The organism is Streptomyces sp. ALI-76-A, from assembly GCF_030287445.1.
In the GTDB taxonomy this organism is placed as follows: domain Bacteria; phylum Actinomycetota; class Actinomycetes; order Streptomycetales; family Streptomycetaceae; genus Streptomyces.
This window is the reverse complement of sequence record NZ_JASVWB010000002.1, coordinates 4,279,475-4,304,845: the sequence shown is the minus strand read 5'-3', so window position 1 is coordinate 4,304,845 and position 25,371 is coordinate 4,279,475. Positions and strand designations below refer to the sequence as shown.

Sequence of the window (25,371 nt, the reverse complement as noted above, 5' to 3'; positions counted from 1 at the left end):
CTCACGGCCTGGGTCCTCTGTGGGACCTCAGCGGGCCGGTTCCTGCGGCGGCCGGAGTGCCTGACTGAGTGCCTTCCGGGCCCGGTCGCGGCTGCTCGGCATGAGGTGCGCGTACACCTTCAGCGTGAGTCCCGGGTCGGAGTGCCCGAGGTACTCGCTGACGGCCTTGATGCTCTCGCCCGCGTCCAGCAGCACCGACGCGTAGAAATGCCTCAGGGCGTGCATGCCGTGCTCCCGCGCGGCAGTGTGCTCCCGACTCTTGGCCTTCGGGATGACGCCCACCGATGCCAGAGCGGGTTTCCAGTGGTCCTCATTCAGCGAGGTACGCCAGACATGGCCACCGTTGGGCCCGGTGAAGATCAGGCGCTTGGTCACGGGCTGGCCGTTCGCTCGCATCCACGGCAGCGTGATCTCAACGGGCGGGAACCGCTTGATGTGCTCCTTGAGCGCTTCCGCCACGGGATCGGGCAGCGGGACGTCACGGAGCTTGCCGCCCTTCGGAGGCGCGAACACGGCCTTGCTCAGGCTGAGCTTGAGCTGCTGCACCACGTGCAGGGTGCCGCTGTCGAAATCCAGCTCATCCACGGACAGGCCGAGGATCTCGCCTTGCCGTAAGCCACAGCCGGCGCCCATGTCCACCATGCACCGGAAGCGTTCGACCATGGCGGCCCGCATGGCGAAGACGCGTCCCGGCTCCCAGGGGACGACCCGGCGCATGCCCATCTCGGGGAGCGTCACCGTGCGCGAGTTGCACGGGTTCCGACGGAGGTAGCCGTCCTCCGCAGCCGCGCTCAGGACAGCGCGAACGTTGGAGAAGATCACGCGGGCGTACGCGCCGGACATGCCGGACGCTTCGAGCTGCGTTACGAACTCCCGCATGTGGCTGGGCTGGAAGGACCCCAGAGGCCGCGAGCCGATGCGAGGGAAGGCGTGCAGCTTGAGCTGGGACTGCATCGACGCGCGGGTGTTCGGGTCACCGCTCTGGCTCGCGAGCCAGCCTTCGGCGAACTCCTGAAACGACGTCCGGGACGCGTTCGGGTCGATGTAGTCGCCCCGGGCCACGTCCGCCGTGACCTTGCTCAGCCACTGCTCGGCGAGCCGCTTCTGTCCGTCGGGGAAGGACTTGCCCTTGCGCTTGCCGTCGGGCGCGAAGTAGCGGGCCCGGTAGCGCAGGCCGGTCCCATAGCGCTCGGTCTTGACGCGGACGGTCTTGCCGTTGGCGTCGGTCTCGGTCTTGTACCAGCGGTCTTGGATGCTGCCTGCCATCGGAGGCGGAGTCCCTTCTCAGCATGGCTCAGGGGTGGCCGTGAACGGCCACCCCTGGCGGTGTGCGAGGTTGCGTCAAGCCGCGACGCGGTCGACGTTCTTGAGCTGAGCGACGTAGGCCCCGACTTCGGCGGGGTCGTAGCGGACGTGCTTGCCGACGCGGAAGCCGGGAGGACCGGTGCGCTTCCTGCGCCACTGGTAGACGGTTTCGAGGGGGACGCCGAAGATCGCGGCGATGTCGTCGGGGGTGAGGTACCGGTCGGGTAGGCCGCCGCGAAGGGTGGTGCGGGGGTCGGGTTGAGCGGAACTGGGTCGGCTCATGGGGTTCCTCGGAGGCTGTGTCGTCTTGGCTTCGGGGGCGTCTCGGACTCCGTGGTCTGTCCGAGGCTCGGATTTCTGCGTCACCCGCGCCATCAGCGTCATTTGGTGCTCTGACCTGGGGTTTTGGGTGACACGGCGGATCGGGGCTGCGTCACCGCCGCGTCATCGGTTGCGTCACCGGGTGACGCAGGTGACGCAGGTGACGCAGGTGACGCAGGATGACGCAGCGAATGCCGCCTGCGTCACCGCTGTCGTTGCAGGTCAGCAGCCGTTTTCCGGCCGTGGTGACGCGGGTGACGCAGCGTCTTCCTACTTAGGACAAAGAAGGGGCTGCCTGTAGTACTTGGGTGCGCCTTCAAGCGTGAAGAAGGAGCCGCTGCGCGGCGCGACCTTCGGGCGGCGTTCCGCCGAACAGCAAGAGGAGCACGTGCTCCTCTTGCTGTTCGCCTGAGCCTGCGGGATCGCGGTCAGAACGCCCGCGTCTGTTCGTCCGGGGTCGGGGCCGGTGGGAGAGTGCGGGTCATTTCGAGGTAGCGGCCCGTCTTGGTGCGGCCCGCCTCCACGACGACGCGGCGAGCGGCCAGGGTGGGCTGGAGGCGCTTGAGGCGGTCTGAGAGGACTTTGCCGGTGGTGGGCCACCCCTTGGGCAGCGGGCGGCTGCCCTCGCTGCTGTAGAGGCTGCTGAGGCACGCGAGCCACTCGGTGGACGTCATCCGCTGCGCCGTGCCCGGTTCGATGGTCTCGGCGTGCAGGAGGACGGTCTGAGCGAGGAGATCCCCCTCGATCACGTCGTCGTTCAGGTCGTCCAGACTCGCCCGATACGCCGGCAGCGCCCCGAGCCCGGTTGCCGCATCGAACTGCGCGCACAGATGGGCGAAGTCCGCCATCCGCAGATCCGTCGGGGTGTCCGCCTCCACGGCGCGGACCTTGACCGTGAGGTCCAGGAGCGAGCCGAGGACCACGGGCAGCACTTCCGCGTAGTCCGCCCACAGCTCCGCCTCGGTGCGCCGGACCTTGGGCCGCTCCAACCGCAGCGGCAGGAGCCGGTCCGCGAGGTCGGGGCGGATGACCCCGACGTCGATGCCCGTGAGGAGCAGGGGCCGGCGGTAGCCGACGCGGAACACGTCCCCGTCGGTGAACAACGCGCGCTTGACGCTCTCGGCTCCGGTCACGATGCAGCACATCGCGTCCGACAGGTCCGGCGTCACGTGGGAGAGGTTATCCAGGGCGGTGACCCAGCCCGCCGCGACCGCTGCGATCAGGCTTTCCTCATCCTTCGGCGCGCGGCGAAGGTCTCCGCTCATCCCCTCGATGATCCGGGTGAGCATCCGTCCCCCGGTGGACTTGCCCGCGCCCTGCGGCCCGGTGAGGAATGGCGCGGGGACCGGTACGGACGGTCCGAGGCAGCCGATCAGCCACACGATGGCCAGGCACTCGGTCTCGGCGTTGGCGAAGTTGCACAACCGCATCAGCAGGTCGATGCCCTTGCCGTCCGTGTCCTTGACCGGCAGGGGCAGTTCCCCGGTGAGCTGGGTGCGCCGCCAGCAGACTTCGCGCGGGTCGGGGGTGAGGATGTCCCAGCCCGAGGGGTGGATGCGGACGGACTTGCCGTCGTCGCGTCCCAGGTCCAGCCACGTCGCCCCGCCGAACCCGGGAGCAACACGGATGTGCACGGGCTGCACATCCTCGGTGAGCGCGAGCGCTTCGATCAGGTCCAGCGCCTCCTTGAGCGCGGACCCGTTGAACGCGCCCTGACCGTCCCGGTACAGGCCGACCATGAGTTCCTGTCGGTGGCTGCCCGTGGTGCCCTGAGAGCGGATGGGGCGGGCCACGGGGTGGCCCTTCTTCTGCGCGTACACGGTCCCGTCAGCGGTACGGAAGTACCGGAAGTGTTCCTGCGCGTAGTCCGCGATGACCTCGCGGGCGGGAGTCTTGTCGTCCTCAGCCATGGCTACAGTCCCAACGTGGTCAGGGCGTTGGTCCACGCGTCCGTGCAGTGCCGGGGCGACTCGCCCTTGGCCTGAGCGGCGGTGAACAGGCGCGCGGTGTGCTTCTCGGTCAGGCAGCCGCACCGGCCGTGCGTGGACAGCACGGCGAGGAACGTCCGGTAGACGGTCGCGTGCACCGCCTCCCGGGCCTCGGTGATGCGCTGCTCCGCCATGGCAATGCCACGGTCCAGATAGGTCGGCGTGCGGTGCGGGCACACCCCGCTCGCGCTCGACCTGGGCACCGCGACGGACACCGGCCGGGCCGGGGCCGGCTCCTTCACGGTCAGGGCTCGGACGACGTTGGGCAGGGGCGCCATGGTGCCGGTGCCGGGTCCGAGCCACCGGGCATAGGCCATGGTCGACTTGATGTCGACGCCGGGCCGTACGCCGTTGGCGCCCTGCATGGCGCCCCGGTAGATCCAGTGCTCACCCCGGGTCGTAGGAACCGTCCGCGTGGTGGGCAGGCTCTCGCGAGCCCACGTGATGGCTTGAGCGTTGTCGAGATCTACGACGGTGAGACCGGCGCCGCCGGGGTGGTAGGCCACGCCCGCAGCCTCCCGCCATGCCCGCGCCCACGGCGCGGAGTCGATGACGCTGGGGTCGGTGGTGGCGGCGGCCCATCCGTGGCACGGGGCGGGGCAGGTGCAGGGGCCGGGGGTCTTCATGTTCGGCCGGCCGCCGCACGCGTTCTTGGTGCAGGCCGGGCAGTTCCCGAAGGGCACCTTTCCTGCTCGTAACGGCAGTACGGGCATGCCGTGGGCCGCGAGGCTGAGGGCCGTTGCCAGGTGGGCGCTCATGCGGCTACCCCCAGCGCCGGGGTGAGGGAGGTTAGGGCAGCGGTGCCGATGTGGCGGGCGTAGGCGGGCGGGATGCACTCGCGGATGCCGTCCCGGTTCATCCACGGCACCTCAAGCACGCGGCGGGCGAGGGGGACGCCGGAAAAGTTGCCGACGAACTGCCCGTAGTGGCCGGGCGGTACGGGTCGGCCCATCTTCGCCTGAGGCACCGTGTGCACGGTGTGCGCGGGCTGTTCGAGCGTGAAGCCGCCGCCGGTCTCGAAGTACCGGTGCCGGTAGTTGTCCAGCCCGAACATCGTCGCGCACAGCATCACCGGCTCACGGAGCTTGGGCGCCGCTCCCCGGACGTTCTCCATCACCCACGGGCGCCCGGTGGCTTCCAGGGCGGTGCGGGTGGGCGCGATCAGGTCGGGGTGGGCGTTGCCCTGGATGCGCTGGCACTCACTGTCGTGCTGGCACGGAGGCGAGGCGTGGATGAAGTCGAACTCCGCCCCGTGGGCCAGGACGTAGGCGATGGCGTCGGTCTGGACGAAGCGGAGCGGGTAGCGGGGCTGGGGGTCCTTGTCGACGCCGGTCACGTCGAACCCGGCGTCGTCGTAGCCTTTGCCGGCGCCGCCCTGGCAGCAGTACAGGTCCAGCAGGCGGGGCGGTCGGCCGAACAGGCGCAGGAAGGCGGCAGCGAATGCGGCCGGCGGGCGCACTCGCCGGATGCCGGTGGGTTGGGTCATGCTGGAGGTCTCCAGTTCGTAGGTGTGCTGGATTGGCGGCGGCCCCGGTTCTTGGTCGGATGGGGGCCGCCGTTCTCGTGCGTCGGGGGTTCAGGCCGCTTGCTGGCCGGGCAGGAGCCGACCATCAGCGGTCCGGTGCACGGCTCCGTCGGCGGTCAGGGCCCGGATCTCGCGGGAGACGGTGCCCTTGTTCAGCCCCGTCCGGTCGGCCACGTCCTTGGCAGTCCGCGCCCCTGCCTGCACGGCTGCCAGCACCTTGTCCCGGTTGGTCGCCGCGCCGGCCGGTGCGGCGGGCTCCTTGACCAAGTGCAGCGAGCGCGGCGCCTGTCCGCCGCTCGTCTGCTCGGGGGTCCAGATGGATTTGGGCAGTGCGCGTACGCCCGCGTCGTCCAGGGTCCAGGTGCGGAGCATGCGCGGCCCGTAGCCCTTGAGGTAGCCGTGCCCCCGGTACTCGCGGCCCTCCGGGATCTGGTGCGGGGCGTAGTGCGCGCAGTCATCCAGCGCGACCTGCGCTTGCGTCGTGCCGGCCACTCGCAGCGAGAACCTGGTGAGCAGGTTGGGTGCGATCAGCTTGTGCACGCCCGGCGCCCCGCCATCGGTCAGCGGATACTGGGTCGCCCACCACAGGACGACCCCGCGCGAGCGACCGAGCGAGGACAGCTCGATCAGCCGTTGCAGCCGGTCCTTGTCCTTGCTGATCAGGGCAAGGACCACCTGCCCCTCGTCCACGACCACGGTGAGCTGACGTCCGTCCCAGACCGAGATGCCGCGCTGCTTCATGTCGGCCTTGCGGCGGGTCATCTCTGCGTGCGCGTCGTCCACCGCGTCCGTGATTTCCTCGCGCTCCACGGCGACGCGGCACGCGGATTCCCAGATGTTTGCCTCTTCGCCCTTGCCGTCGATGAGCAGCAGGTCTCCGCGCAGGTGGGCGGTGGCCATGAGTGGGCGGAAGGACCAGGACTTGCCGGTGCCGGACGCGCCGGACACCAACAGCCGTTCGTCGAACGGGATCAGGACCTCATCGCCGGTCTCGGTGTCCAGAGCGAGGCTCATCACGGTGGGATCAGTTGGGATGCGGTCCGGGGTCCACAGTGAGGAGACGCCCGCGGCTGCCGACCGGGTGGCCAGCGTGATGACGGCCCACCCGCCTCGTGAGGCCGAGGTGATCCGTATGCGCAGCGCGGTGCGGGCACCGAGCAGCGCACGGATGGAGTCGGCCTTGTCCGCGAGCGTCTTGACCGTCCACGTCCCGTCCAGGCGGACCTCACACCGGATACCGCCCGCCTCCATCGCGGGAGGCGTCGTGACCGTGCCGGACAGACCACGGTCCGGGGCGTGCGCGACCCAATACGACGGGTCGAGACGTTTCATGAGCTGACGCTCTTCCAACGAGACCGACTCATCCACCGGCAGCCGGAGCTTGCGCCGGCCGAGGGCGAGAGCGGCGGCGTTCGCGCCGATCAGCGCGGCCGATGTGGCGGCTGGCCACAGCGTCAAGTTGGAGGCGGACATGACCACGGACGTGATGACCGTGGGCACGGCGTGCACGCTGTGCGCCTGAATCGCCCGCGCCTTGAGCGTGCTCGGGTAGTTCACCCGGGCCGCCTTGAGCTTGGCGCGCGTGTCCCGCTCGTGCCGCGCGGCTGCCTTGCTCGCCACCCGAGCCGCCCGACGACCGGCCGCGAACGGGTTGTTCGACGCGGCGCGCGCGGTGAGCTGCTGCGACTTGGCGGTGGCGCTCGTGGACCGCGCGGCGTTGTGCTCCTTCTGCGCGGCCATGAGCGCCTTCAAGTGCTCAGGCGTGCGTAGCTTGTTCCGCCGGTCCGCTTCCAGGTCCCATCGGGCAGCGAACGGAACACAGACGGGCGCGAGCGAATCCAGCGCGCTGTTGGTGGTGTTGGTGGTGGTCGACCATGCTTGTTTCCAGTCCACGAAAGGGTCCTCCAAGACCGTGGATGAGGGCCGGTGCGCCGTCGCATGGCGCACCGGCCCGCCCGAGTTGCAGGGAGCGGTGCCGTCGGTTGCGCCGAGGGCACCGGTTGAACCCCTGCAACCGCCTGTGACCTGCGAAGTTGCAGAGTTGAGCGATGGGGAGGGTGGGGGCCCTACGCGCACGCGCGCGTAGGGCGCCGGAAAACAGGGCCGTGCAACCCCCTCGCGGGCCCCTGAACGGCCGTGCGCGGGACGGGGGTTCTCACCCCTCACGCGAGGGGGTCCGGGCGCCCTGTGGGCCGCCTACGGCTCCCGGTTCTTTCCGGAGCGATCGAGAGCCGATGACGCGCCGCGGCGGGCGCCGTCTCGGTCAGTCCTTGGAGCGGGCCATGCGGAGGGTGATGCCGCCTACGCCGACCGGTCCGGCCACGCTGCCGATGGCGACGGCGGTGTGTACGGCGAAGTCGAGCAGGGCGAGGAACGCGGCCACCAGGCCGAACACCCCCACCGCGCCCGCCCCGGCGATGGCGAGAGGGAACAGGTAGTGCCGCAGGGGGCGCCCGTTGTGGTCGGTGGTGTGGACGACGATGACGACCGGTTGCCCGGCGGCTTCGGCGCGGCGGTAGGCGTCGGCGGGTATGTGCGGGGCGATGATCCCCGGCGGGTCACGGTGTGCCATCAGGGCTTCTCCCTCGGGACAGTGGAGTCGGCGCAGGGGACGCACGCGCCGAGCGAGGTGGGGATGACGTATCCGGCATCACGCCGGCAGGCGGGGCAGGTGCGCCGGGCGCGGTTCGCGCGGGCGAGTGCCGCCCGGCGGGCCGGGGTCATCGGCCGGACCGGTTTCGCGTGCTCGATGCGGTACAGGTAGGCGACCAGCGGGCCGCGTCGTCGGCGGGGGCGCTGGAGTTCGGCGGCCACGTCCTGACCACCCGGGCGCAGCCCCATGGCGCGGAGCTGTCGGCGGGTGGCCAGACCGTCCGGCGCGAGGCGCCACCGGTACACGGGCAGCGTCCCGGCGGTAGAGGCGGTGGGCATCAGTGGCCCATGCCGGCCAGATCAACCGGCACGCCGTTGACGGGCCCACGCAGTTCGGCGTACCGGGTGGAGACCCAGCCCACCGACCAGCCGCACAACTCGGCTGCCGTGCGCACCGACATGCCCTCCGCGTGAGCGGCGGCCACGATGGCGCGCGCGTCGTCCTCGGGCAGTTTCTCGTTCACGGGCCCGCCGGACAGCAGCGCGGCGCGTTCACGGGCGGCCCGCTCCTCCCGCGCCTGCCGCTCGCGTTCGGCGCGTTCGGCGGTCTCCCGTTCACGGTGTTCACGCTCCCGCTCACGCTGTTCACGCTCGTACTCGCGGCGTTCACGCTCCGCCCGTTCGGCTTGCTCGCGGGCCTGCTCGCGCTCGCGTTCCTCACGCCGTGCGGCGGCTTCCCGCTCGCTCTGTTCACGGGCCATGCGGGCTTCGTGCTCACGCTGTTCACGCACCAGCGCGGCGGCGCGCTCGCGTTCCTCCCGCGCCTCGGCACGGGCCCGCTGCTCCCGCTCGCGGGCCGCCTGCTCGCGCCGCTCCCGCTCGGCCTGCTGGTCAGCTTCCAGCGCGGCCACCGCTGCGGCGATAGCGCGCCGGTAGGCGAGGCTGGTCTCCGCTGTGACGATCAAAAGCAGCGGCGCCACCGAGTGGACCGCCACGCCCACCAGGTCTTTCTCCAGTGCGGAGTCGGCGGTGTTGAGGGCGAGCGTCATGAGCCCGGTCATCCACCGCAGCACGATCGGCCAGCGTCCGCCGTGCCCACCGAGGCGAGCGAGCACGTCATCGAGCTTGACGACGATGACCACGGCGGCGTCCACCACGAGCGGGAGGATCGGCGCCGTCCAGTCCCACTCCTCCACCGTGTGCTCCGCCATCAACGGCGTCACCGTGAGGATCGAATACAGCATCGCGCCGCACACGATCAACCACGTGCCGCCCGACAGCGCGCGCTCCGCTGAACGCGTCTGAACACTGTTCACGCCGCACCCCCCAACGCCCTTGGAACGGCGGGGTCGGCACGGTGGAATCCGTTGGAGGCGGCGTTGTAGATGAACGCCTCACACCGCCACGTGAACGCGGCGGCCGGACGTTCATCGCACCGCTTCCACACGTGATCCGCCGGGAACCCGTGCGTGGCGGTGTCGGCGCGCGCGTCCTCACGGGAGCCGTAGACGGCCTGCGGCTCGCCGTGGTGCAGCAGCACCGTGAGCGAGTCCCCGTCCACCGGGCCGCACCGCAGTTCCTCGCGCAGGCGACGGAGTTCGATGTCCTTCAACAGGAGTTCCTGCTGCGCGGCGGACAGCTCCCGCATGGCCTGCTTGAGGATCGCGCCCACCTCGGTGGTGGTGGCCTCGGCACGCTCCGCGCGGTCCGTGGCGGCGTACAGCTCCCGCACGTGCCGGCCGAACGCCTCGGCCGCCGCACCACAGGCTGCACGGGCGGATTCGGCTGCCGCGTCCGCGTCGGCTTCCAGCCGGGCCAGCCGCGCGGTTGTGGTGAGGCGGATCATGCGGCACCGCCCGACTGGCCGGCCGTGCCGTTGAGCTGGTCGCGGTGGGCGGCCAGGACCCGGCGGCGGGCCCGACGGATACGCCGGACGTCCAGCTCGGTCGGGGTGCGGTCGATGACGATGATCTGCGCGTCCAGCAGGTCCAGCTCCGCGCGGATGACGGGCATCTCGCGCTCGATGGCCTCCAGCTCCGCGTCCGTCGGCTCCATGAAGTCGGCGAACGCGGTAACAGCGTCCTGAACAGTAACGATGTGGTCCATTGGGTCGTGTTCTCCCTTGCAGGTGGAACGGCCCGAACAGCGGCCCCGGTGTTCGAGCACCGGGGCCGCGCGCCGTTGAAGTCGGTAGATCCGGCTCCCCTCAGCGCTGCTCGTACGAGACGAGCAGCGGAGGCAACCGGCCGCAGCAGATGAGCTGCGGAAAGGTCGAGTCGCGCTGTACTCGCACGCGGGACAGAACCCGCGCACGCCGCCCTCTTGCCGCAGAGGTGGGGCGGTCTACCTCAGGCACTCTGTTCACTTCTCAAAGAACGGTCGCTATCGGCGGACGCGGTAACCCCTGGTCAGAGGGGCTCCCGTCTTCACGGGACCCGTCGGGCGTTGTCAGTGCAGGCAGGGCACACTCGAAGGTGTTGCACCACCTGCTCAGCTTGTTGGTACAAGCTGATGCTGTGATGCTGCACTGACGGACAGTGGTGCGTCAAGGGGTTCGGGGCTACATGTACCAACAAGTTGCGCGAGTGCGTCATGATGGGGTCATGAACCAGCAGCCGAAGTACAGGCAAGTGGCCGACGTCCTGCGCCGCGAGATCGTCAACGGCACCCATGCGCCTGGATCGCGGCTGCCATCTGAGAACGACCTACAACAGCGCTTCGACGCGTCGCGGAACACCATCCGCAACGGGCTTAGTCTGCTGGTCAGTGAGGGGCTGATCTCGTCCAGTCAGGGACTCGGGTACGAGGTCAAGTCGCACGAGGTGTTCGAGCTCAACGCTTCTCGCTTCGAGAATTTGACGTTTCCGCAGAACGGCGACGCGTACAACACAGACGTGACGAACGCTGGGCGCCGACCGCACCAGACGTTCCGCGTCGAGATGCTGCCGGCGTCGCAGGAGATCGCTGAGCGACTGAAGATCGAGCCGGGTACGAAGACGGTATTGCGATTCTGTCATCGCTATGTGGATGACGTTCCATGGTCCACACAGGCGACCTACTATCCATCGTGGCTGGTAGACGAGTCACCGCGACTAGCTGAGCCGGGCGACATCGCTGAGGGCACGACGCGGTATCTCGCTTCCCGGGGTATCGAGCAGGTTGGGTACTTCGACGAGATCGTGGCGCGGATGCCCACGCCCGACGAAGCTCGCCTGCTGGAGATTGGAGCCGGTGTCCCGGTCATGCTCTGGACGCGGACGGGCTACTCGCCGGATCGCCCCATCCGGTGCACCATCACCACGTTCCGGGGCGACCTCAACCGGATGAACTACGAGATCGGCGACCTGACCGCACGAAGTGAGAACGAGCCCCAGTGAGAATTATCCCCGCTCGCCCAGACGATGTCTCCAAGCTGCTGGCCTTCCGTGAGGAGGCCGCAGCTTGGCTATCTCGTCTCGGCACCGACCAGTGGCGACGTCCCTATCCCGCTGACAAGCTCCTTGAAACCATCAAGGCAGGTACTGTTTTCATGGTCGTGGACGGCGATGCGACTGTCGCGACCATAACTCTGACTCGTGACGCAGAGGCAGGGCTCTGGACAGAGCAGGAACTCGCGGAGCCTTCTCTGTTTATCAATAAGCTAACTGTGGCCCGCACGCATGCCGGCGCAAACGTCGGGGGACGCCTACTCGATTGGGCGGGGGATCGAGCTTATCGGGCCGGAGCCAAGTGGCTCCGCCTGGACGCGTGGACGACAAACGAGGGGCTACAGGCGTACTACCTTCGGCAAGGCTTCGAGCATGTTCGAACAGTCCTTGAGGGAGCGGCCGTCAACGGCGGCCCTCGGGTGTCTGGTTGGCTCGCTCAGCGCCCAACACGCCCTGCGGAGCATGGTTTCACCGATGACACTCGCCAGCCGGGGGAGGCTGTTCTTCCTCGTAAGTATGGCCCGGGGTGACACCTGGGCCCCGAGGTCGACCACAGACCATCAGCAACGAGGGACCAACCGCAAGTTTGTTGAGGTGCACGGCCCGCTGACCAGGGGCGACAAACGGGCCCCAAACGTTGGCGCGAGGACGATACGACAGATGCGCCTGCGTGCAGGTGCATCGGCAGGGAGATCCTATGGCTGAGTCGATTCACTTTGGGGAAAATCCTCTAGTGCCATCGAAGGCCTATGCTGACGCTTGGCCAGCTTTCACGCGTGAACATTGGAAACGCGTTCTTTCTGCTTACCGCTCTAAGGTTAGCGCCTTGTACTCGGATCTAGCAGATCAGCGACCAGATTGTTTCGAGCTTCTGGGACCTCTTGAGATTCGAGTGATTGTCTCACTCGTCAAGGAATGGGTATTCATCAAACCGGGGACTGAGGACCGGATCGTCCTGGATGAGCGATGGGAGGATGGACAGCTTGCCCATAGGAGCATGTATAGGCGAGCCGATCACGAACGCGTGGTGCGGGAAGTCGCAGGCGTAGATGATAGCTACAAGCTTCATTTGACGGTAGAGGTCGACCAAAAAGTCGCCTTCCATTCAATTCCCGACATTCACTCCGCTAACTCGGAATTTGTGGGGGCAGAGCAGGCGGACCTCGATGCTGGCAGCGCAATTAGGCTACCGGGTTGGGAAGATGCCATTGCCGAACTTATGGGCCGAAAGATCGATAGGAGTGCTCTTGCTCGCCTGCAAGGTCAACTGGATGTAATTTCGGAACTGAAAGGGTCCGGTAGGGGAAACCGATTCGAGGTGTGGCTGGGAGAGTTGCTGGCGGCGCACGGTTGTGAAGTAGAGCCAGGAGTCACGCGGAATGGGGAACAGATTGACTTTTTCGTACATAAGCCATTCCGTGCTGTCATTGAGTGTCGCTGGAAGGCGAAGAAGCTTCAATCGCGTGAGCTCGCCGATCTCACGGCAAAACTAGGGAGGCGGCCAGCGGTAATCGCTGGAATCTATGTCGCTTGGTCTGGGTTCACCGATGCTTGTCGCAGTAACGCGGCTCAAGAGCCAAATGGCCGGACAGTTCTTCTCTGGGATTCAAGCGACCTGAAACGCCTTCTCAGCGGGGAGGTTCACGCTATGGATCTCTTTGAAGAACATGTTTCGGATCGGGTGCGCCGCTACAGGTTGGACGGGTAGCCGACTCACCGTGCCACGCCCTGGATGGCGTCCGCGGGCTGCTCCTCTTTGGGAGAGCCCGGGACCGCACCGCTGGGCCCTCTCTGGGCCCTCCGAGGTCGACCGACAACGACCAACGACGACCGACAACGACGGCCCAACCGCAGGTCAGTTGAGGTGCGCGGTCCGCTGACCAGGGGCGAAAAACGGGCCCGCCAGACCCAGGGCAAGAAGAAGTAACGCGACACCAGCAAGCCCCCGGCCTGCGAGTTTCTCGCGGGGCGGGGGCTTTTTGGTGGGGCTGGGCCGTCTGTGGGCCGTCAGGTGTGCTGGCGCCAGAGGCGGACCCGGATGTCGAGGATGATCAGCAGTGCCACGGGGACGACGATCGCGGCGGGGGCGTCGGCCCACAGGGCAAGCGCTCCACCGGCCGTGCCGACGAGCGTGCCCGGCAAGTCGCGGGGACAGATGTCGACGCTGACACCTGCGCGTGGGACCATGAATATCCTCCTGAGGATGATGTGAGTCGATAAACCAACGGAGACAGGGCCGTTCCCGGGCAATGGGAGCGGCCCTGAATTGCTTGCGCAGCCTATTCAGGTATGCGGTCTTCGGGCAAATCTCCAGATGAAGGCAGGCGGGTCGTGAATGAGTGACACATATAACTTAGCTTGCGGGCTCCTTTCGTGCGTTCGAGACGCATTCGAACGTCGAGTCGATCTTGGTTGGGTGTGCGTGCATGCATGCTCAGCGTGCGTGCGTGCATGCACGCATGGCAGGCGCTAACCACGTTCGCTAACCGTGCTTGCTAACCGCGTTCGCTAACCGTGCTTGCTAACCGCGTTCGCTCGGGGCCATGATCACTCGCGCCAAAGCAGCGCCACCCCAAAGCCGCTCCGCCGACCACGACCTCATAATTCACCTGCCCGCACCACGGGCGGAATGGCACACTTGCCCACATGGATGAGGAATCTGCACCCTTTGTCGACGAGTCACTCAAGAGTAGAATTTTTTGGGGGATCGTCGACCAATACGTTCGGCGCGGTTTGGTTGACCTCGAAGAATTAACGGACGAGGAGGTGATCAACACCGCTAGATATACAGACGCTCAAGTCGCGACAATCGAGGGGCAGACCACGTGGTCCGATGACGATGTACATGTGGTAACTGACCACTGTGACGATCTCCTCAAGAAGGCCGCCTGTGCCATGCACGCCGATGAGCATTGGTTCGCGATTCTCTTCTATGCCACGTGGCTTGAACATTGGGTGAACAATGTCCTGATGAGCCTCAGTGTCCGCTCGGGCATTCCTGAAGGCGTGGCGGTCGCATGGGCCGTCCGAGGTCGCTCAACGGTAGCCAATAACACGCCCTCAGCCAGGAGAAGACAGGAGTTCTCCCGCAATGACTCCAACCTGCTCGAATTGTAGATATGTTCCGGTTGCCGCACAACATTCGTTCGGAAATATCGAACCCGGTATCGAGCTAGAGGTGACCGGCTACGTCCTTTCAAATAACCCAGACTATGGGAGCGAAGCAAACGTGATTGGGGTATTGGCTCGGAATCCATTCACTCAACAAAACCCATTCCCGAAGAGCCTTTCATCCTCTTGGCGAAAAATTCGTCATCGACAGCGCGAAGCCGCTGCCGCCACTCCCGCCCAGCCTTGGGGTTGCGCCCCAGCCACGCGCCACGGCAGGCTCAGCCCGTTGAGCGGCGAAGGCCCGGCGCTCCCGCAGCTGCTCGACAGAGGCCGGGCAGATCGGCGTACCAGTTGTCGGAGAGCTTCCAACGACTCAGCACCCCAGAGTGCGACTAGCAGGACCCTGCCGCACACCCCAATTTCGAGCACCCTCGATAACCCGTTTCCCGACCGCACCACAAGCGCACCAGATCGAGCGGGGAACAACGGGGAATCAGAGGGAGAGCCGCCTAGTCCGACGACATCACGATCCGAGCGTTTGCCCAGGTCAACGCCCAACCTGGCCCCAAATGCCCGCAGCTTCCCAAGTTGAGGGCTTCGATGCTGTGGTTTCGATGCGGGCGGAGTCGCTCACGCCACTGACCCTGCCGGTCATCATCCCGGCCGTTCGGGGGAGATACGCGCGGTCTCGGAGGCGTGTCTCACCCGGCGAGGGCATCCCTTGCTGGGACGAAAGGGAGACATGATGCCGCTCTATCTATCAAGGTTCAGCTACACGCCGGAGACGTGGGCGAGACTCATCGGCCACCCCGAGGACCGCGCAAAGGCCGCTCAGTCGTACATCGAGTCCGTCGGCGGCAAGCTGCACGGCTTCTGGTACGCGTTCGGCACCCACGACGGCTACAACTTGTGGGAGGCCCCCGACAACGTTTCCATGGCCGCGGTCGCCCTGGCGATTAGCGGAGGCGGCGCACTCAGCTCGTTTGAGACGACCGTTCTCCTGAGCATCGACGAAACGATGGATGCCCTGCGCAAAGCCGGGCAAGTGCAGTACCGGGCCCCCGGCGCGTAGCGGTCCAGGTGGCTGGCAGCGACGAGTAAGTCCCAGCGGTGGGCCGTCCATGGGCCGTCCGAGGCCGCTCAACAGTGGCCAACAACGATCAACGACGACCACTAGGTGCACGAGCCCACCGCCTCTGACCAGCAAAAACCCAGTTCACCTAGATCTCCGGCAAGACCCAGGGCAAGAAGAAGTAAAACACCCACGAACAGGCCCCCTGCCCGCGGTTCTTCCGTCGGTAGGGGGCCTGTTCGTGCACCTGGGGTCAGCCCGGTCAGCCGGTGCGCGACCTGCGTGTGACTGTCCGCGAACGGGCGTCACCCCGTTCCGGCGGGTTCCTTCGCTGCTGCTTGCCGGGGCGCCGGGCGGTCCAGGTGGACCAGCACCGTGGTGTAGAAGCGGTGCACGGCGTCGTCGACGCTGCGGATGAAGCCGGACTCGGCGTTCCCGCGGCTGCTTCCCATGCTTTTGAACAGGGACAGGCGGAAGCCGGTGATGTGGGTGTCGTTGTTCTTCGGGAGCATGTCGGCCGGCTCCGGACGGAGCCGTTCCAGCGTGCCCCGTGGCCCCCCGGTCTCTCCTTCGATCAGGGTCTCGATGTGGAGGTCTGCCGGTGCCTCGGCCAAGCGGCGGATGAGGCGTTTGGCCCAGGTCAGCGGGTAGCCCTGCTCGGGTGCGGGGATCTCGATGGAGTTGCGGAGCTTGCCGGTGCGCAGGTCGGCGCTGATCGCCAGAATCCCGGGTGCGCCCTCGATCCGCAGTTCTGCGTGAAGCCTGCCGTCGACGCACAGCTGATCGGCCAGGAGACTGCGGCGGGTTCTCGGATCAGCTCCACGCTTGGCACGCTGAACAGGCAGTACCTTCTGTCCGAGTTCACCACCGAGGCTGAGGCAGATCTGACGGATGAGCCGTTCCCAGCTCTCGACCACCTCCAGGGCACGCGCATCGCCCTGACACAGGGTCTCGTCGTCGATTCCGTTGCGTACGGGGACCCAGGCAGCTCCCATGTTCTGGAAGCCGTGGCAGCCGGAGTTCTCATGCCGCAGGTAGTACAGCAGTTCCTGGAGAAGCCAGGCATGTGTCTTGTCTCCGACACCCTCGTGCCGGATCAGCATCTGCGCCTGGTGGGTGACTTCAGCCCAGGACAGATGCCACAGAGCCACCTTGTGCTTGCGCCGTCCGTCCATCTTCACGTCGACGAGCGGGCTGCCTTCCAGCGCGACGTCGTTCGACAGTGTGATCACGGCCTCGTAGCCACGGCGTGCGGCGATGTCCACGTACGCCTGCACCTGCTCGGGCTTGAGAACGTTGCCGTTGGTCTTGGTCTCCACCAGCGCGGTCCACAGTTTGCCGGCCCGCTCGACACGGACCACCCCGTCGGGGCGTCGCGGTGTGTCGCCATGCGGCAGGGAGACCTCGGTGAACGTCTCCATACGGCCCGACGGTGCTCCGAACGCCGCCGTGAGCCTTCGGCCGAACTCCGGCACCTGTGCCATCACCGAGAGCAGTACCGACGTGGCGCGCGTCTCACGGTCCCGGTCGCTCTTGAGCAGCGACACCGGAAACAGTCTGGCTCGCTTCCAGGACTCATTGTCCGCCAGAGATTTCCTGGCCACCCGGGGCACAGTGACCTTCTTCTTCGCAGTGCGAGGCCGTGCCGCCTTCCTCGGCCCCGCCTCGTCGCCGGGCGGGCGGGGTGTCGGCACCAAGCCTGGCGTCACCTGCTGTTCCTGCTCGGCAGCCGGAGCCGGAGCCGGAGCCGGAACAGCAGGAGCAGCCTGCTCGCGGCCCTCCATACTGTCCGCCGTTTCCTCCGCGCCCGCGTCGTCGTCGACGTCGACACCGAAGTCCGCCGCGAGACCGGCCAGGCCGGTGTCGTAACCCTGTCCGACCGCCCGGAACTTCCACTCTTCCCCACGCCGGTACAACTCGCCGAAGATGATCGCGCTCACCGTGCCGGCGTCATCGATGGCGAACCCGAGAAGGCCCTCCCCTCCGCCGTCGGCCAGTGTCATCTTCAGGTCTTCCAGCTCTCCGAAGCCGGCGCCCTCGTAGCGGCTCGCCGCCACGACGATCCGGTCGATGCCGGACGGGACCGCGGTCAGGTCGAAGGTGATCCGGTCCTCGTCGCCGCTCTGCGTCGGCGTCTTCCCCAGCAGTTGCACACTCCCGTCAGCGGCAACCGGGTTGTTGTAGAAGTAGAAGTCGCTGTCACTGCGCACCTTGCCGTTCGCATCCAGCAGCAGGACGGACACGTCCGCATCGCCTTCACCGGTCGGGCTGACCCAGCTCAGACTCACGATCACCGAACCGGCGTTCTCGCTCAGCGCCGCCAACGCCACGTTCGAGCCCTTGACCATCTCCCGCATGAAGCCCCCCAAGATCGCGCAACGCGGACGCCTGGCTGCCCCCACCCAAGCCACCCACTCGATGCCACCATCATGTGACGTATGGCACAACAAAGGACTGTAGTACCCGATAACGAGACCGCGGGAGCGTCCGGAGAAACAAGAAGCAAGCCCGACGGGACGCTCACCTTGCGCAACTCGTAACGGCCGGGCGCGGCTTGGCCGGATTTCCCCACGGGCCGAGCCAGCTCTCTACGGGCTACGGGCTACGGGCTACGGGCGACGAGCCTCGGCCCGCTGACGCGCCTCCCAGGCCCGAGCCGGTCGTAGAAGATCTCAAGGGGGCCGATGCTGTGCAGCAGCCCCCTCTCGTACGTCAGCTCGATATCCATGCCGGGCCTTTTGGAAAGGCTGCCGTTCCCGTCCCGGCTCGTGCGCAGCGCGCGCGTGTGTGTGCCGTGCCTCATGTCCCCGCGTCAGACCGACAGCGGGACCTCATGGATCTCGTCGGCCCGGTGTCCCGCGCGTTCATGGGCGCGTTGGACCGCGTCGGCCGAGGGGGCCTCGGAGAGGCAGTAGACCGTGCCGGAGGCGGGGTCCGCCCAGGCGCGTTCGAAGTGCACGTTCTCCTCCTTCTCCACGGCGAGGTCGGCGTCGTGCGCCTCCCTCAGCTGCTCGGGCGTGATGCCTTCGAACCCGTGATGGACGTCCATGAACTGAGCCATGGCCTCGCACCTCCTTGCCCTTCCGAGTGCGCGAGTGCGGGAGTGCGCTTGCGCACCTGCCCTTTCATGGTGCGTCCGCGCGGGGGCCGGTGCGACCCCGAGCGGCTCGCGCAGGCCGCCGGCAACGACGAAGGGCCCCGGCGGCTCGCCGCCGAGGCCCTCACTGTCGTACGAACTGCGCTGTCGTACGAACTGCGCTGTCGTACGAGACGCACTGCCGTACGCGATTCACCGCCCCGTCAGCCGCACTGGCACGGATTGCCCGACTGGCAGCCGCAGCCGCAGCCCGAGCCGCAGCCGCACGCGCCGACGAGCGGGAGGCTCCTGATCTCGGCGGGCTGCTCGGTCGGGCGTTCCTGCGTGGGGTCGGGCGGGGGAGTGCTGGGGGATTCGGACATGGTCCCTCCTCAAGGCTGGAGCCTGTGCCCATTGGACGCCCGTTCGGCTGGGCGCATCAACGGCGCATTGTGGCTCGTACGCGCCCTGAACAGGCACCCGCACGCCGGGCACCGCACGCCCGGGCACCCGCACGCCCGGGCACCCACACGCCCCTCCCCACTTCACCCCACTTCACCCCGCCTCAGACCCCCTCCACCCCCGGCCCCGCCTGGATGTCCGGCTGTACGTCCGCCTGGAGCTCGTCCGCGTGCTCCCCCGTGACGAGGTACACCACACGCTTGGCCACCGACACCGCGTGGTCGGCGAACCGCTCGTAGTAGCGGCCGAGCAGCGTGACGTCGACGGCCGTCTCGATGCCGTGCTTCCAGCGGTCGTCGATGAGGTGCTGGAAGAGCGTGCGGTGCAGGAGGTCCATCTCGTCGTCGTCCTGCTCCAGCTGGAGCGCCAGGTCGACGTCCTTCGTGATGATCACCTCGGCCGCCTTCGCCATCAGGCGCTGCGCCAGCTGGCCCATCTCCAGGATCGTCGCGTGCAGGTCGTGCGGGACGGCGCGCTGCGGGAAGCGCAGCCGGGCCAGCTTGGCCACGTGCTGGGCCAGGTCGCCCGAGCGCTCCAGGTCGGCCGACATCCGCAGCGAGGTCACGACGATCCGGAGGTCGGTCGCCACCGGCTGCTGGCGGGCCAGCAGCGCTATCGCGCGCGCCTCCAGGTCGTGCTGGAGCTCGTCGACCCGCTGGTCGGCCTCGATCACGCTTTCGGCCAGTTTCAGGTCGGTGTCGAGGATCGCCGTGGTGGCGCGTCCGATCGCCGACCCGACCAGCCGGGCCATCTCCACCAGGCTGTCGCTGATCGAGTCCAGTTCCTCGTGGTACGCGTCCCGCATCAGGGTTCCCTCTCGTACGTCGTCTTCCGGGGGCTCACCGGGGGCCGGGGCCCGGTGCGTATGTCCTGCACGACCGGCGCTTCGCTCCCCACGCTCCCACGGTGTGGCCCGTACGCGTCGGTTTCCGTCACCCCAAATGAACCACCACTGGCTCCAAGGTGAACTCTGGGCGACGAGTGTTCGAGGTCGCACTCGGATGGCTGTGGCCCGGAGCGAACCCGTGCCTAACCTGGGTGCATGGACGTGAACGCGGCGGTCGCCGCAGCGGCAGCGATCGCCGGTGTACTCACCGGCGTCATCGCCATGCTGGCGTTCCGCTGGAGCGAGCGGGAGCAGAAGCGCCCCACTCGCACCTCCCTGCACACCGACCCGGTGCTTCCGCCGGGCGTGGACACCGTCCTGTCCGTGCTCCGGTCCTCGGCCGTCGTACTGGACGAGGCGGACGCCGTCGTCAAGGCCAGCTCCGCCGCGTACGCCCTCGGGCTGGTCCGCGGCGGCAAGCTCTCCGTGGAGCCCATGCTCCTGATGGCCCGGGACACCCGGCGGGACGGGGAGATACGACAGGTGGAGCTGGATCTGCCGAGGCGGGGGACCGGGCGGGGCGAGGCCCTCGCCGTCTCCGCGCGGGTGGCGCCGCTCGGCTCCCGGCTGGTGCTGCTGCTGGTCGAGGATCTCACCGAGGCCCGGCGCATCGAGGCGGTACGACGCGACTTCGTCGCCAACGTCAGCCATGAGCTGAAGACCCCCGTCGGCGCGCTCTCCCTCCTGTCCGAGGCTGTCATCCACGCCTCCGACGACCCGGAGGCGGTGGAGCGGTTCGCCGGCCGCATGCAGATCGAGGCGACCCGGCTCACCAACCTGGTGCAGGAGCTCATCGACCTCTCGCGCGTGCAGAACGACGATCCCCTGGAGGACGCCGAACCCGTCCGCGTCGACGAACTGGTCGCCGAGGCCATCGACCGCTGCCGGCACCAGGCCGGGGCCAAGGCCATCACCATGGCCGCCGGCGGAACCGCCGACCTGCACGTCTGGGGCAACCGCGGCCAGCTCGCCGCCGCCCTCGGCAACCTCGTCGAGAACGCCGTCAACTACTCGCCCGCCCGTACCCGCGTCGGCATAGCCGCCCGCCGGGTGAACGCGCCCGGCGGTGACATGATCGAGGTCGCCGTCACCGACCAGGGCATCGGGATCTCCGACAAGGACAAGGAGCGCATCTTCGAGCGCTTCTACCGCGTCGACCCGGCCCGCTCCCGTGCCACCGGCGGCACGGGCCTCGGCCTCGCCATCGTCAAGCACGTGGCCGCCTCGCACGGCGGGGAGGTCACGGTGTGGAGCGCCGAGGGGCAGGGCTCCACCTTCACCCTGCGGCTGCCGGAGGCGGGCGCGGCCCGCGACCGCGCGCACCAGCACCCGGACCTCGACGGTCTCGTGGGCGAGTCCGGCCGTTCCAGCCCCTCAGTCCCCCCAACATCCTCTTACGAACCGCTGTCTGCCCCGGAGGTCCTTCCGTGACCCGTGTGCTCGTCGTCGAGGACGAGGAGTCCTTCTCCGACGCCCTTTCGTACATGCTCCGCAAAGAGGGCTTCGAGGTCGCCGTGGCGACCACCGGACCCGACGGACTCGACGAGTTCGAGCGCAACGGCGCCGACCTCGTCCTCCTCGACCTGATGCTGCCCGGCCTGCCGGGCACCGAGGTGTGCCGTCAGCTGCGCGGCCGCTCCAACGTCCCCGTCATCATGGTGACCGCCAAGGACAGCGAGATCGACAAGGTCGTCGGGCTGGAGATAGGAGCCGACGACTACGTGACCAAGCCCTTCTCCTCCCGTGAGCTGGTCGCCCGGATCCGGGCCGTCCTGCGCAGACGGGGCGAGCCGGAGGAGGTCACCCCGGCCGCGCTGGAGGCGGGCCCGGTCCGCATGGACGTGGACCGCCACGTCGTCACCGTCTCCGGCTCGAAGGTCGACCTCCCCCTCAAGGAGTTCGACCTCCTGGAGATGCTGCTGCGCAACGCCGGCCGCGTCCTGACCCGCATGCAGCTCATCGACCGGGTGTGGGGCGCCGACTACGTCGGTGACACCAAGACCCTCGACGTCCACGTCAAGCGCCTCCGCGCCAAGATCGAACCGGACCCGGGCGCGCCGCGGTACCTGGTGACGGTCCGCGGCCTCGGCTACAAGTTCGAGCCGTAGACCGTGAGCCGCAAGCCGTAGATCGCAAGCCGGACGCCGCAAGCCGTATCCGAAGTCCGCACACGAGAGGGCGGGACCTCCCGAAGCATTCGGGAGGTCCCGCCCTCTCGTTCTACGACCCTGTCGTACGGTCCGCCGTAGTCGCGCGGCACTCCGTACGGCCCTCAGTACGGCCGACCCGCCTCACGGCCCTCAGTGGCCGGCGGCCGGCGACTCCGTCGCGCTCGCGGAGGCCGCGTCGCCCGGGGTGGTCGAGTCGGCCGGGGTGCCCTCCGGGGAGGTGGACGCGTCGGGCGAGCCCGAGGTGCCCTCACCCGGCTCCGCCGAGCCGCCCGAGGCCGCCGGGATCTCGGTGGGGCCCCACGAGGTGAAGTAGCTCTCGGCGGGGACGACGAAGGCGCGCAGGCTCACCCCGCCGGTCTCGCTGAAGGTGAAGGTGACCTTCTGGGCGTTGCCGTTCTTGACGGACTCGCCCAGCTCGTTCAGCACGGCGGAGGCGTTGTCCTTGCCGCCGATGACGACGGAGCCGCCGGCCGGGACGGTCAGCTCGCCCTCGCCGCCGGCGGGCTTGATCTCGGCGGTGCCGGCGCCCTCGACGCTGACCGACTCCAGCGTCTGGGCACGGCTGCCGCCGTTGAACACGGTGGCGGAGATCACCGCCGGGCCCTCGGTCTCGGGGTCGGGCTGGGTGATGAGCACGACGTTCTGGAGCTTGATGTCCCCCACGGTGGTGGCCGCGTTGTCCGGCTTGACCTGGAGGGTCTGGGCGTTGTTGCCGGCGCTGCACGCGGCGAGCGAGGCGATCGAGAACGCGATGGCGGCGGCGGCGAGGGCACCGCGTCGAAGGCTGCTGCTCACGGCGGCGGTAACTCCTTGACTCGAGCGAGGGCGGCCCGTAAAGCCGCGCTAAGTGTCTGTCAGCGGCCTCAGGTTACCGAGCCGTTCCCACGCCGCCGCACCCGACCCTCCCCCGAGCGGTCGGCTTCCTCGGCTTGGCGTAGCCACGGGCGTCACAACTGTCTCGTGAGTCACATTGCGCCGGCGCTCGTCGTCCATTCACATAAGCGCCCCCTGTACGGCGCCGGTGATTTTCCGTGGCGGAATCCGTGAACCACGGAATTGATCACCGCTCGGCCGGCCGGGTGACCTGATGATCAATTTCGGATTCGGCTCGGACCCGACCACTGACGCCGAACGGAGTAGCGGAAGTCGCACACATGGAACCGGACATATCGGGATGTTCGGCTGTCCGGGGGGTCCTCCGGATGCGTGTAACGTACGCGTTTCACCTCCCCCGGAGAGCCGCTCCGACCTGCGAATACTTTCTTCCGCTCGGCCCGCGCAGCACGTTCCTGTCGCTGTTGTCAAGCCCCGAGATATGCCCTGACCTGCGAAAACGTCATTCAGAACCCGCGACTTCCGTGTTACTCTGGATAGCCACGGAAGGGGTACCTGTCACATGACGTTCAAGGTTGGCGACACCGTGGTCTATCCCCATCACGGGGCCGCGCTGATCGAGGCTATCGAAACTCGCCAGATCAAAGGCGTGGACAAGACCTACTTGGTGCTGAAGGTCGCCCAGGGCGACCTGACGGTACGTGTGCCAGCGGACAATGCGGAGTTCGTCGGCGTGCGTGATGTGGTCGGTCAGGACGGGCTGGACCGGGTCTTCGAGGTGCTGCGCGCGCCGTACGCCGAGGAGCCCACGAACTGGTCCCGTCGTTACAAGGCAAATCTGGAGAAGCTCGCCTCCGGCGATGTCATCAAGGTCGCGGAAGTCGTGCGTGACCTGTGGCGTCGTGAGCGCGAGCGCGGACTCTCCGCCGGTGAGAAGCGCATGCTCGCCAAGGCCCGCCAGATTCTGGTGAGCGAGCTCGCGCTCGCGGAGAACACGAACGAGGACAAGGCCGAGGCTTTGCTCGACGAGGTCCTCGCGTCCTGACACCGACGCAGGCCGCCGTGAGCAGCCCGCCTCAGTTCAGCACATTGAAATGCCGCGGTGCCCGATGACGCATTTGCTGTCGCCGGGCGCTGCGGCATGTTCGCGTTTCGGCGCCGTACGCGTGTTCACCTCGGAGGAGAGCTCCCCCGATACTGTGCGTGCCGGGCCCGGACAGTCGGCTCGACCAGGGTCACGGAAGGGTTCTGGTCAAGCTGTCGTACCCGACACGCTGAGGCCATACCCACGTAGGCCGAGCACACAAACCTGACAGGAACCGATGTCTGACGTTTCCCGCCCCGCGCCCGCCCAGGGCCGTACGACCGCCCGCACCGCCGCTGTGATCCCGGCCGCCGGCCGGGGCGTACGGCTCGGCCCGGGCGCTCCCAAAGCGCTCCGTGCGCTGAACGGCACCCCCATGCTCATCCACGCGGTCCGCGCGCTGGCCGCCTCCCGCGCCGTCTCCCTGGTCGTGGTCGTGGCCCCGCCCGACGGCGCCGGCGAGGTCAAGGCACTGCTCGACGCGGACGCGCTGCCCGAGCGCACGGACTTCCTGGTCGTCCCCGGCGGCGAGACCCGCCAGGAGTCCGTACGGCTCGGCCTGGACGCGCTGCCGTCCGCCTACGACATCGTGCTCGTCCACGACGCCGCCCGGCCCCTCGTCCCGGTCGACACGGTGGACGCGGTCATCGAGGCCGTACGCGAGGGAGCCGTGGCCGTCGTCCCGGCGCTGCCACTCGCGGACACCGTCAAGGAAGTCGAGCCGGCCGCGACGCCGGGCGAGCCGGAACCGGTCGTCGCCACCCCGGACCGGGCACGGCTGCGGGCCGTCCAGACCCCCCAGGGCTTCGACCGCGCGACCCTGGTCCGCGCCCACGAGGCGGTCACCGGCCACGTCACCGACGACGCCGGCATGGTCGAACAGCTCGGCGAGACGGTCGTGACCGTCCCCGGCCACGAGGAGGCCTTCAAGGTCACGCGCCCGCTGGACCTGGTCCTCGCGGAGGCGGTCCTGGCCCGCAGGAGGCTCAACGATGGCTTCTGAGGCACCGCTGCTTCCCCAGGTAGGCATCGGCACCGACATCCACGCCTTCGAGGAGGGCCGCGAACTGTGGTGCGCCGGCCTGAAATGGGAGGGCGAGGGCGCCGGTCTGGCCGGCCACTCCGACGCGGACGTCGTCGCCCACGCCGCCTGCAACGCGCTGTTCTCGGCGGCCGGGCTGGGCGACCTCGGGCAGCACTTCGGCACCGGGCGCCCCGAGTGGTCGGGTGCCTCCGGCGTCACGCTGCTGACGGAGGCCGCCCGGATCGTCCGGGAGGCGGGCTTCACCATCGGCAACATCGCCGTCCAGGTCGTCGGCCCGCGCCCGAAGATCGGCAAGCGCCGGGACGAGGCCCAGAAGATCCTGTCCGAGGCGGCCGGAGCCCCGGTCTCGGTGTCGGGCGCGACCACCGACGGGCTCGGCTTCCCGGGGCGGGGCGAAGGCCTGATGGCGGTGGCCACGGCCCTGGTCGCACGCGCCGGGACCTGACGCCGCCGCGAACGTCACGAATCCGC

Annotated in this window: 27 protein-coding genes; 10 read left to right on the top strand and 17 right to left on the bottom strand. The window is 68.1% G+C overall.

The window, feature by feature from the left end; genetic code table 11:
- Positions 1–27 precede the first annotated feature (27 nt).
- The 11 genes from QQS16_RS20070 to QQS16_RS20020 all read right to left on the bottom strand — a co-directional run bounded on the left by QQS16_RS20070 (position 28) and on the right by QQS16_RS20020 (position 9,837).
- Positions 28–1,266 (bottom strand): tyrosine-type recombinase/integrase, encoded by a 1,239-nt coding sequence (locus tag QQS16_RS20070; RefSeq protein WP_286063215.1) that lies wholly within the window; start codon positions 1,264–1,266, stop codon positions 28–30.
- A gap of 75 nt (positions 1,267–1,341) precedes the next feature.
- Entirely contained in the window at positions 1,342–1,587 is a 246-nt protein-coding gene (locus QQS16_RS20065; RefSeq protein WP_286063214.1) for a helix-turn-helix transcriptional regulator, read from the bottom strand.
- Between the two features lie 467 nt (positions 1,588–2,054).
- Positions 2,055–3,536, bottom strand: a complete 1,482-nt coding sequence (locus QQS16_RS20060) for an AICE element replication initiation protein (protein WP_286063213.1) — start codon at positions 3,534–3,536, stop codon at positions 2,055–2,057.
- Positions 3,537–3,538: 2 nt separating this feature from the next.
- Positions 3,539–4,372 carry a bifunctional DNA primase/polymerase gene (locus QQS16_RS20055; RefSeq protein ID WP_286063212.1) on the bottom strand — a complete coding sequence of 278 codons (834 nt, stop codon included), beginning with the start codon at positions 4,370–4,372 and terminating at the stop codon, positions 3,539–3,541.
- Positions 4,369–5,100 carry a class I SAM-dependent methyltransferase gene (locus tag QQS16_RS20050; protein WP_286063211.1) on the bottom strand — a complete coding sequence of 244 codons (732 nt, stop codon included), beginning with the start codon at positions 5,098–5,100 and terminating at the stop codon, positions 4,369–4,371. Before QQS16_RS20050 ends, QQS16_RS20055 begins: the two co-directional genes overlap by 4 nt.
- Positions 5,101–5,190: 90 nt before the next feature.
- A complete protein-coding gene (locus tag QQS16_RS20045) occupies positions 5,191–7,032 on the bottom strand; it encodes an ATP-binding protein (RefSeq protein ID WP_286063210.1) in 1,842 nt (613 codons plus the stop codon).
- Positions 7,033–7,402: 370 nt separating this feature from the next.
- Positions 7,403–7,711 carry a hypothetical protein gene (locus tag QQS16_RS20040; RefSeq protein WP_286063209.1) on the bottom strand — a complete coding sequence of 103 codons (309 nt, stop codon included), beginning with the start codon at positions 7,709–7,711 and terminating at the stop codon, positions 7,403–7,405.
- Positions 7,711–8,070, bottom strand: coding sequence for an RRQRL motif-containing zinc-binding protein (locus QQS16_RS20035; RefSeq protein WP_286063208.1), 360 nt, complete (start codon positions 8,068–8,070; stop codon positions 7,711–7,713). Before QQS16_RS20035 ends, QQS16_RS20040 begins: the two co-directional genes overlap by 1 nt.
- Positions 8,070–9,047, bottom strand: a complete 978-nt coding sequence (locus QQS16_RS20030) for a DUF2637 domain-containing protein (RefSeq protein ID WP_286063207.1) — start codon at positions 9,045–9,047, stop codon at positions 8,070–8,072. Before QQS16_RS20030 ends, QQS16_RS20035 begins: the two co-directional genes overlap by 1 nt.
- Complete coding sequence (locus tag QQS16_RS20025) at positions 9,044–9,577, bottom strand: hypothetical protein (RefSeq protein ID WP_286063206.1); 534 nt, start codon at positions 9,575–9,577, stop codon at positions 9,044–9,046. Before QQS16_RS20025 ends, QQS16_RS20030 begins: the two co-directional genes overlap by 4 nt.
- On the bottom strand, positions 9,574–9,837 hold the full coding sequence (locus QQS16_RS20020) for a DUF6284 family protein (protein WP_286063205.1): 264 nt from the start codon (positions 9,835–9,837) through the stop codon (positions 9,574–9,576). The genes QQS16_RS20025 and QQS16_RS20020 overlap by 4 nt, the downstream gene beginning before the upstream one ends.
- Before the next feature lie 497 nt (positions 9,838–10,334).
- Here QQS16_RS20020 and QQS16_RS20015 point away from each other — a divergent pair, with 497 nt between their 5' ends.
- The 3 genes from QQS16_RS20015 to QQS16_RS20005 all read left to right on the top strand — a co-directional run bounded on the left by QQS16_RS20015 (position 10,335) and on the right by QQS16_RS20005 (position 12,867).
- Positions 10,335–11,108, top strand: a complete 774-nt coding sequence (locus QQS16_RS20015; protein ID WP_286063204.1) for a GntR family transcriptional regulator — start codon at positions 10,335–10,337, stop codon at positions 11,106–11,108.
- Positions 11,105–11,689 carry a GNAT family N-acetyltransferase gene (locus tag QQS16_RS20010; protein ID WP_286063203.1) on the top strand — a complete coding sequence of 195 codons (585 nt, stop codon included), beginning with the start codon at positions 11,105–11,107 and terminating at the stop codon, positions 11,687–11,689. The genes QQS16_RS20015 and QQS16_RS20010 overlap by 4 nt, the downstream gene beginning before the upstream one ends.
- Before the next feature lie 167 nt (positions 11,690–11,856).
- Positions 11,857–12,867 carry a restriction endonuclease gene (locus tag QQS16_RS20005; RefSeq protein ID WP_286063202.1) on the top strand — a complete coding sequence of 337 codons (1,011 nt, stop codon included), beginning with the start codon at positions 11,857–11,859 and terminating at the stop codon, positions 12,865–12,867.
- Between the two features lie 299 nt (positions 12,868–13,166).
- Here the strand turns inward: QQS16_RS20005 and QQS16_RS20000 are convergent, their stop codons facing one another.
- Complete coding sequence (locus QQS16_RS20000) at positions 13,167–13,346, bottom strand: hypothetical protein (RefSeq protein WP_286063201.1); 180 nt, start codon at positions 13,344–13,346, stop codon at positions 13,167–13,169.
- Positions 13,347–13,805: 459 nt separating this feature from the next.
- Here QQS16_RS20000 and QQS16_RS19995 point away from each other — a divergent pair, with 459 nt between their 5' ends.
- Together QQS16_RS19995 and QQS16_RS19990 are read left to right on the top strand one after the other, a co-directional pair.
- Complete coding sequence (locus QQS16_RS19995) at positions 13,806–14,276, top strand: hypothetical protein (RefSeq protein WP_286063200.1); 471 nt, start codon at positions 13,806–13,808, stop codon at positions 14,274–14,276.
- 739 nt (positions 14,277–15,015) lie between these two features.
- The gene (locus QQS16_RS19990) at positions 15,016–15,342 is read left to right on the top strand and encodes a GYD domain-containing protein (protein ID WP_190053798.1); all 327 of its coding nucleotides are present in this window, start codon (positions 15,016–15,018) and stop codon (positions 15,340–15,342) included.
- Between the two features lie 305 nt (positions 15,343–15,647).
- On the opposite strand, the gene QQS16_RS19985 is transcribed toward QQS16_RS19990, so the two are convergent.
- The 4 genes from QQS16_RS19985 to phoU all read right to left on the bottom strand — a co-directional run bounded on the left by QQS16_RS19985 (position 15,648) and on the right by phoU (position 19,685).
- On the bottom strand, positions 15,648–17,699 hold the full coding sequence (locus QQS16_RS19985) for a TerD family protein (RefSeq protein WP_286063199.1): 2,052 nt from the start codon (positions 17,697–17,699) through the stop codon (positions 15,648–15,650).
- Positions 17,700–18,154: 455 nt separating this feature from the next.
- Complete coding sequence (locus tag QQS16_RS19980; protein ID WP_286063198.1) at positions 18,155–18,403, bottom strand: SCO4226 family nickel-binding protein; 249 nt, start codon at positions 18,401–18,403, stop codon at positions 18,155–18,157.
- A gap of 239 nt (positions 18,404–18,642) precedes the next feature.
- Positions 18,643–18,801, bottom strand: a complete 159-nt coding sequence (locus QQS16_RS19975; RefSeq protein ID WP_286063197.1) for a hypothetical protein — start codon at positions 18,799–18,801, stop codon at positions 18,643–18,645.
- Between the two features lie 182 nt (positions 18,802–18,983).
- Positions 18,984–19,685, bottom strand: coding sequence for a phosphate signaling complex protein PhoU (phoU, locus tag QQS16_RS19970; RefSeq protein WP_286063196.1), 702 nt, complete (start codon positions 19,683–19,685; stop codon positions 18,984–18,986).
- 237 nt (positions 19,686–19,922) lie between these two features.
- On the opposite strand from phoU, the gene phoR reads away from it, so the two are divergent.
- Both phoR and phoP read left to right on the top strand, forming a co-directional pair.
- Positions 19,923–21,197 carry a two-component system sensor histidine kinase PhoR gene (gene phoR / locus QQS16_RS19965; protein WP_286063195.1) on the top strand — a complete coding sequence of 425 codons (1,275 nt, stop codon included), beginning with the start codon at positions 19,923–19,925 and terminating at the stop codon, positions 21,195–21,197.
- 5 nt (positions 21,198–21,202) lie between these two features.
- Positions 21,203–21,874, top strand: a complete 672-nt coding sequence (gene phoP, locus QQS16_RS19960; RefSeq protein ID WP_004000192.1) for a two-component system response regulator PhoP — start codon at positions 21,203–21,205, stop codon at positions 21,872–21,874.
- 192 nt (positions 21,875–22,066) lie between these two features.
- On the opposite strand, the gene QQS16_RS19955 is transcribed toward phoP, so the two are convergent.
- Positions 22,067–22,732 carry a copper chaperone PCu(A)C domain-containing protein gene (locus tag QQS16_RS19955; protein WP_286063194.1) on the bottom strand — a complete coding sequence of 222 codons (666 nt, stop codon included), beginning with the start codon at positions 22,730–22,732 and terminating at the stop codon, positions 22,067–22,069.
- A gap of 601 nt (positions 22,733–23,333) precedes the next feature.
- Between QQS16_RS19955 and QQS16_RS19950 the strand changes: the two genes are divergently transcribed.
- From QQS16_RS19950 to ispF, 3 genes are all read left to right on the top strand, one after another.
- Complete coding sequence (locus QQS16_RS19950; protein ID WP_003953493.1) at positions 23,334–23,816, top strand: CarD family transcriptional regulator; 483 nt, start codon at positions 23,334–23,336, stop codon at positions 23,814–23,816.
- A 277-nt stretch (positions 23,817–24,093) separates the two neighbouring features.
- On the top strand, positions 24,094–24,858 hold the full coding sequence (gene ispD / locus QQS16_RS19945; protein ID WP_286063193.1) for a 2-C-methyl-D-erythritol 4-phosphate cytidylyltransferase: 765 nt from the start codon (positions 24,094–24,096) through the stop codon (positions 24,856–24,858).
- Complete coding sequence (gene ispF, locus QQS16_RS19940) at positions 24,848–25,345, top strand: 2-C-methyl-D-erythritol 2,4-cyclodiphosphate synthase (RefSeq protein ID WP_286063192.1); 498 nt, start codon at positions 24,848–24,850, stop codon at positions 25,343–25,345. Before ispD ends, ispF begins: the two co-directional genes overlap by 11 nt.
- Positions 25,346–25,371 lie beyond the last annotated feature (26 nt).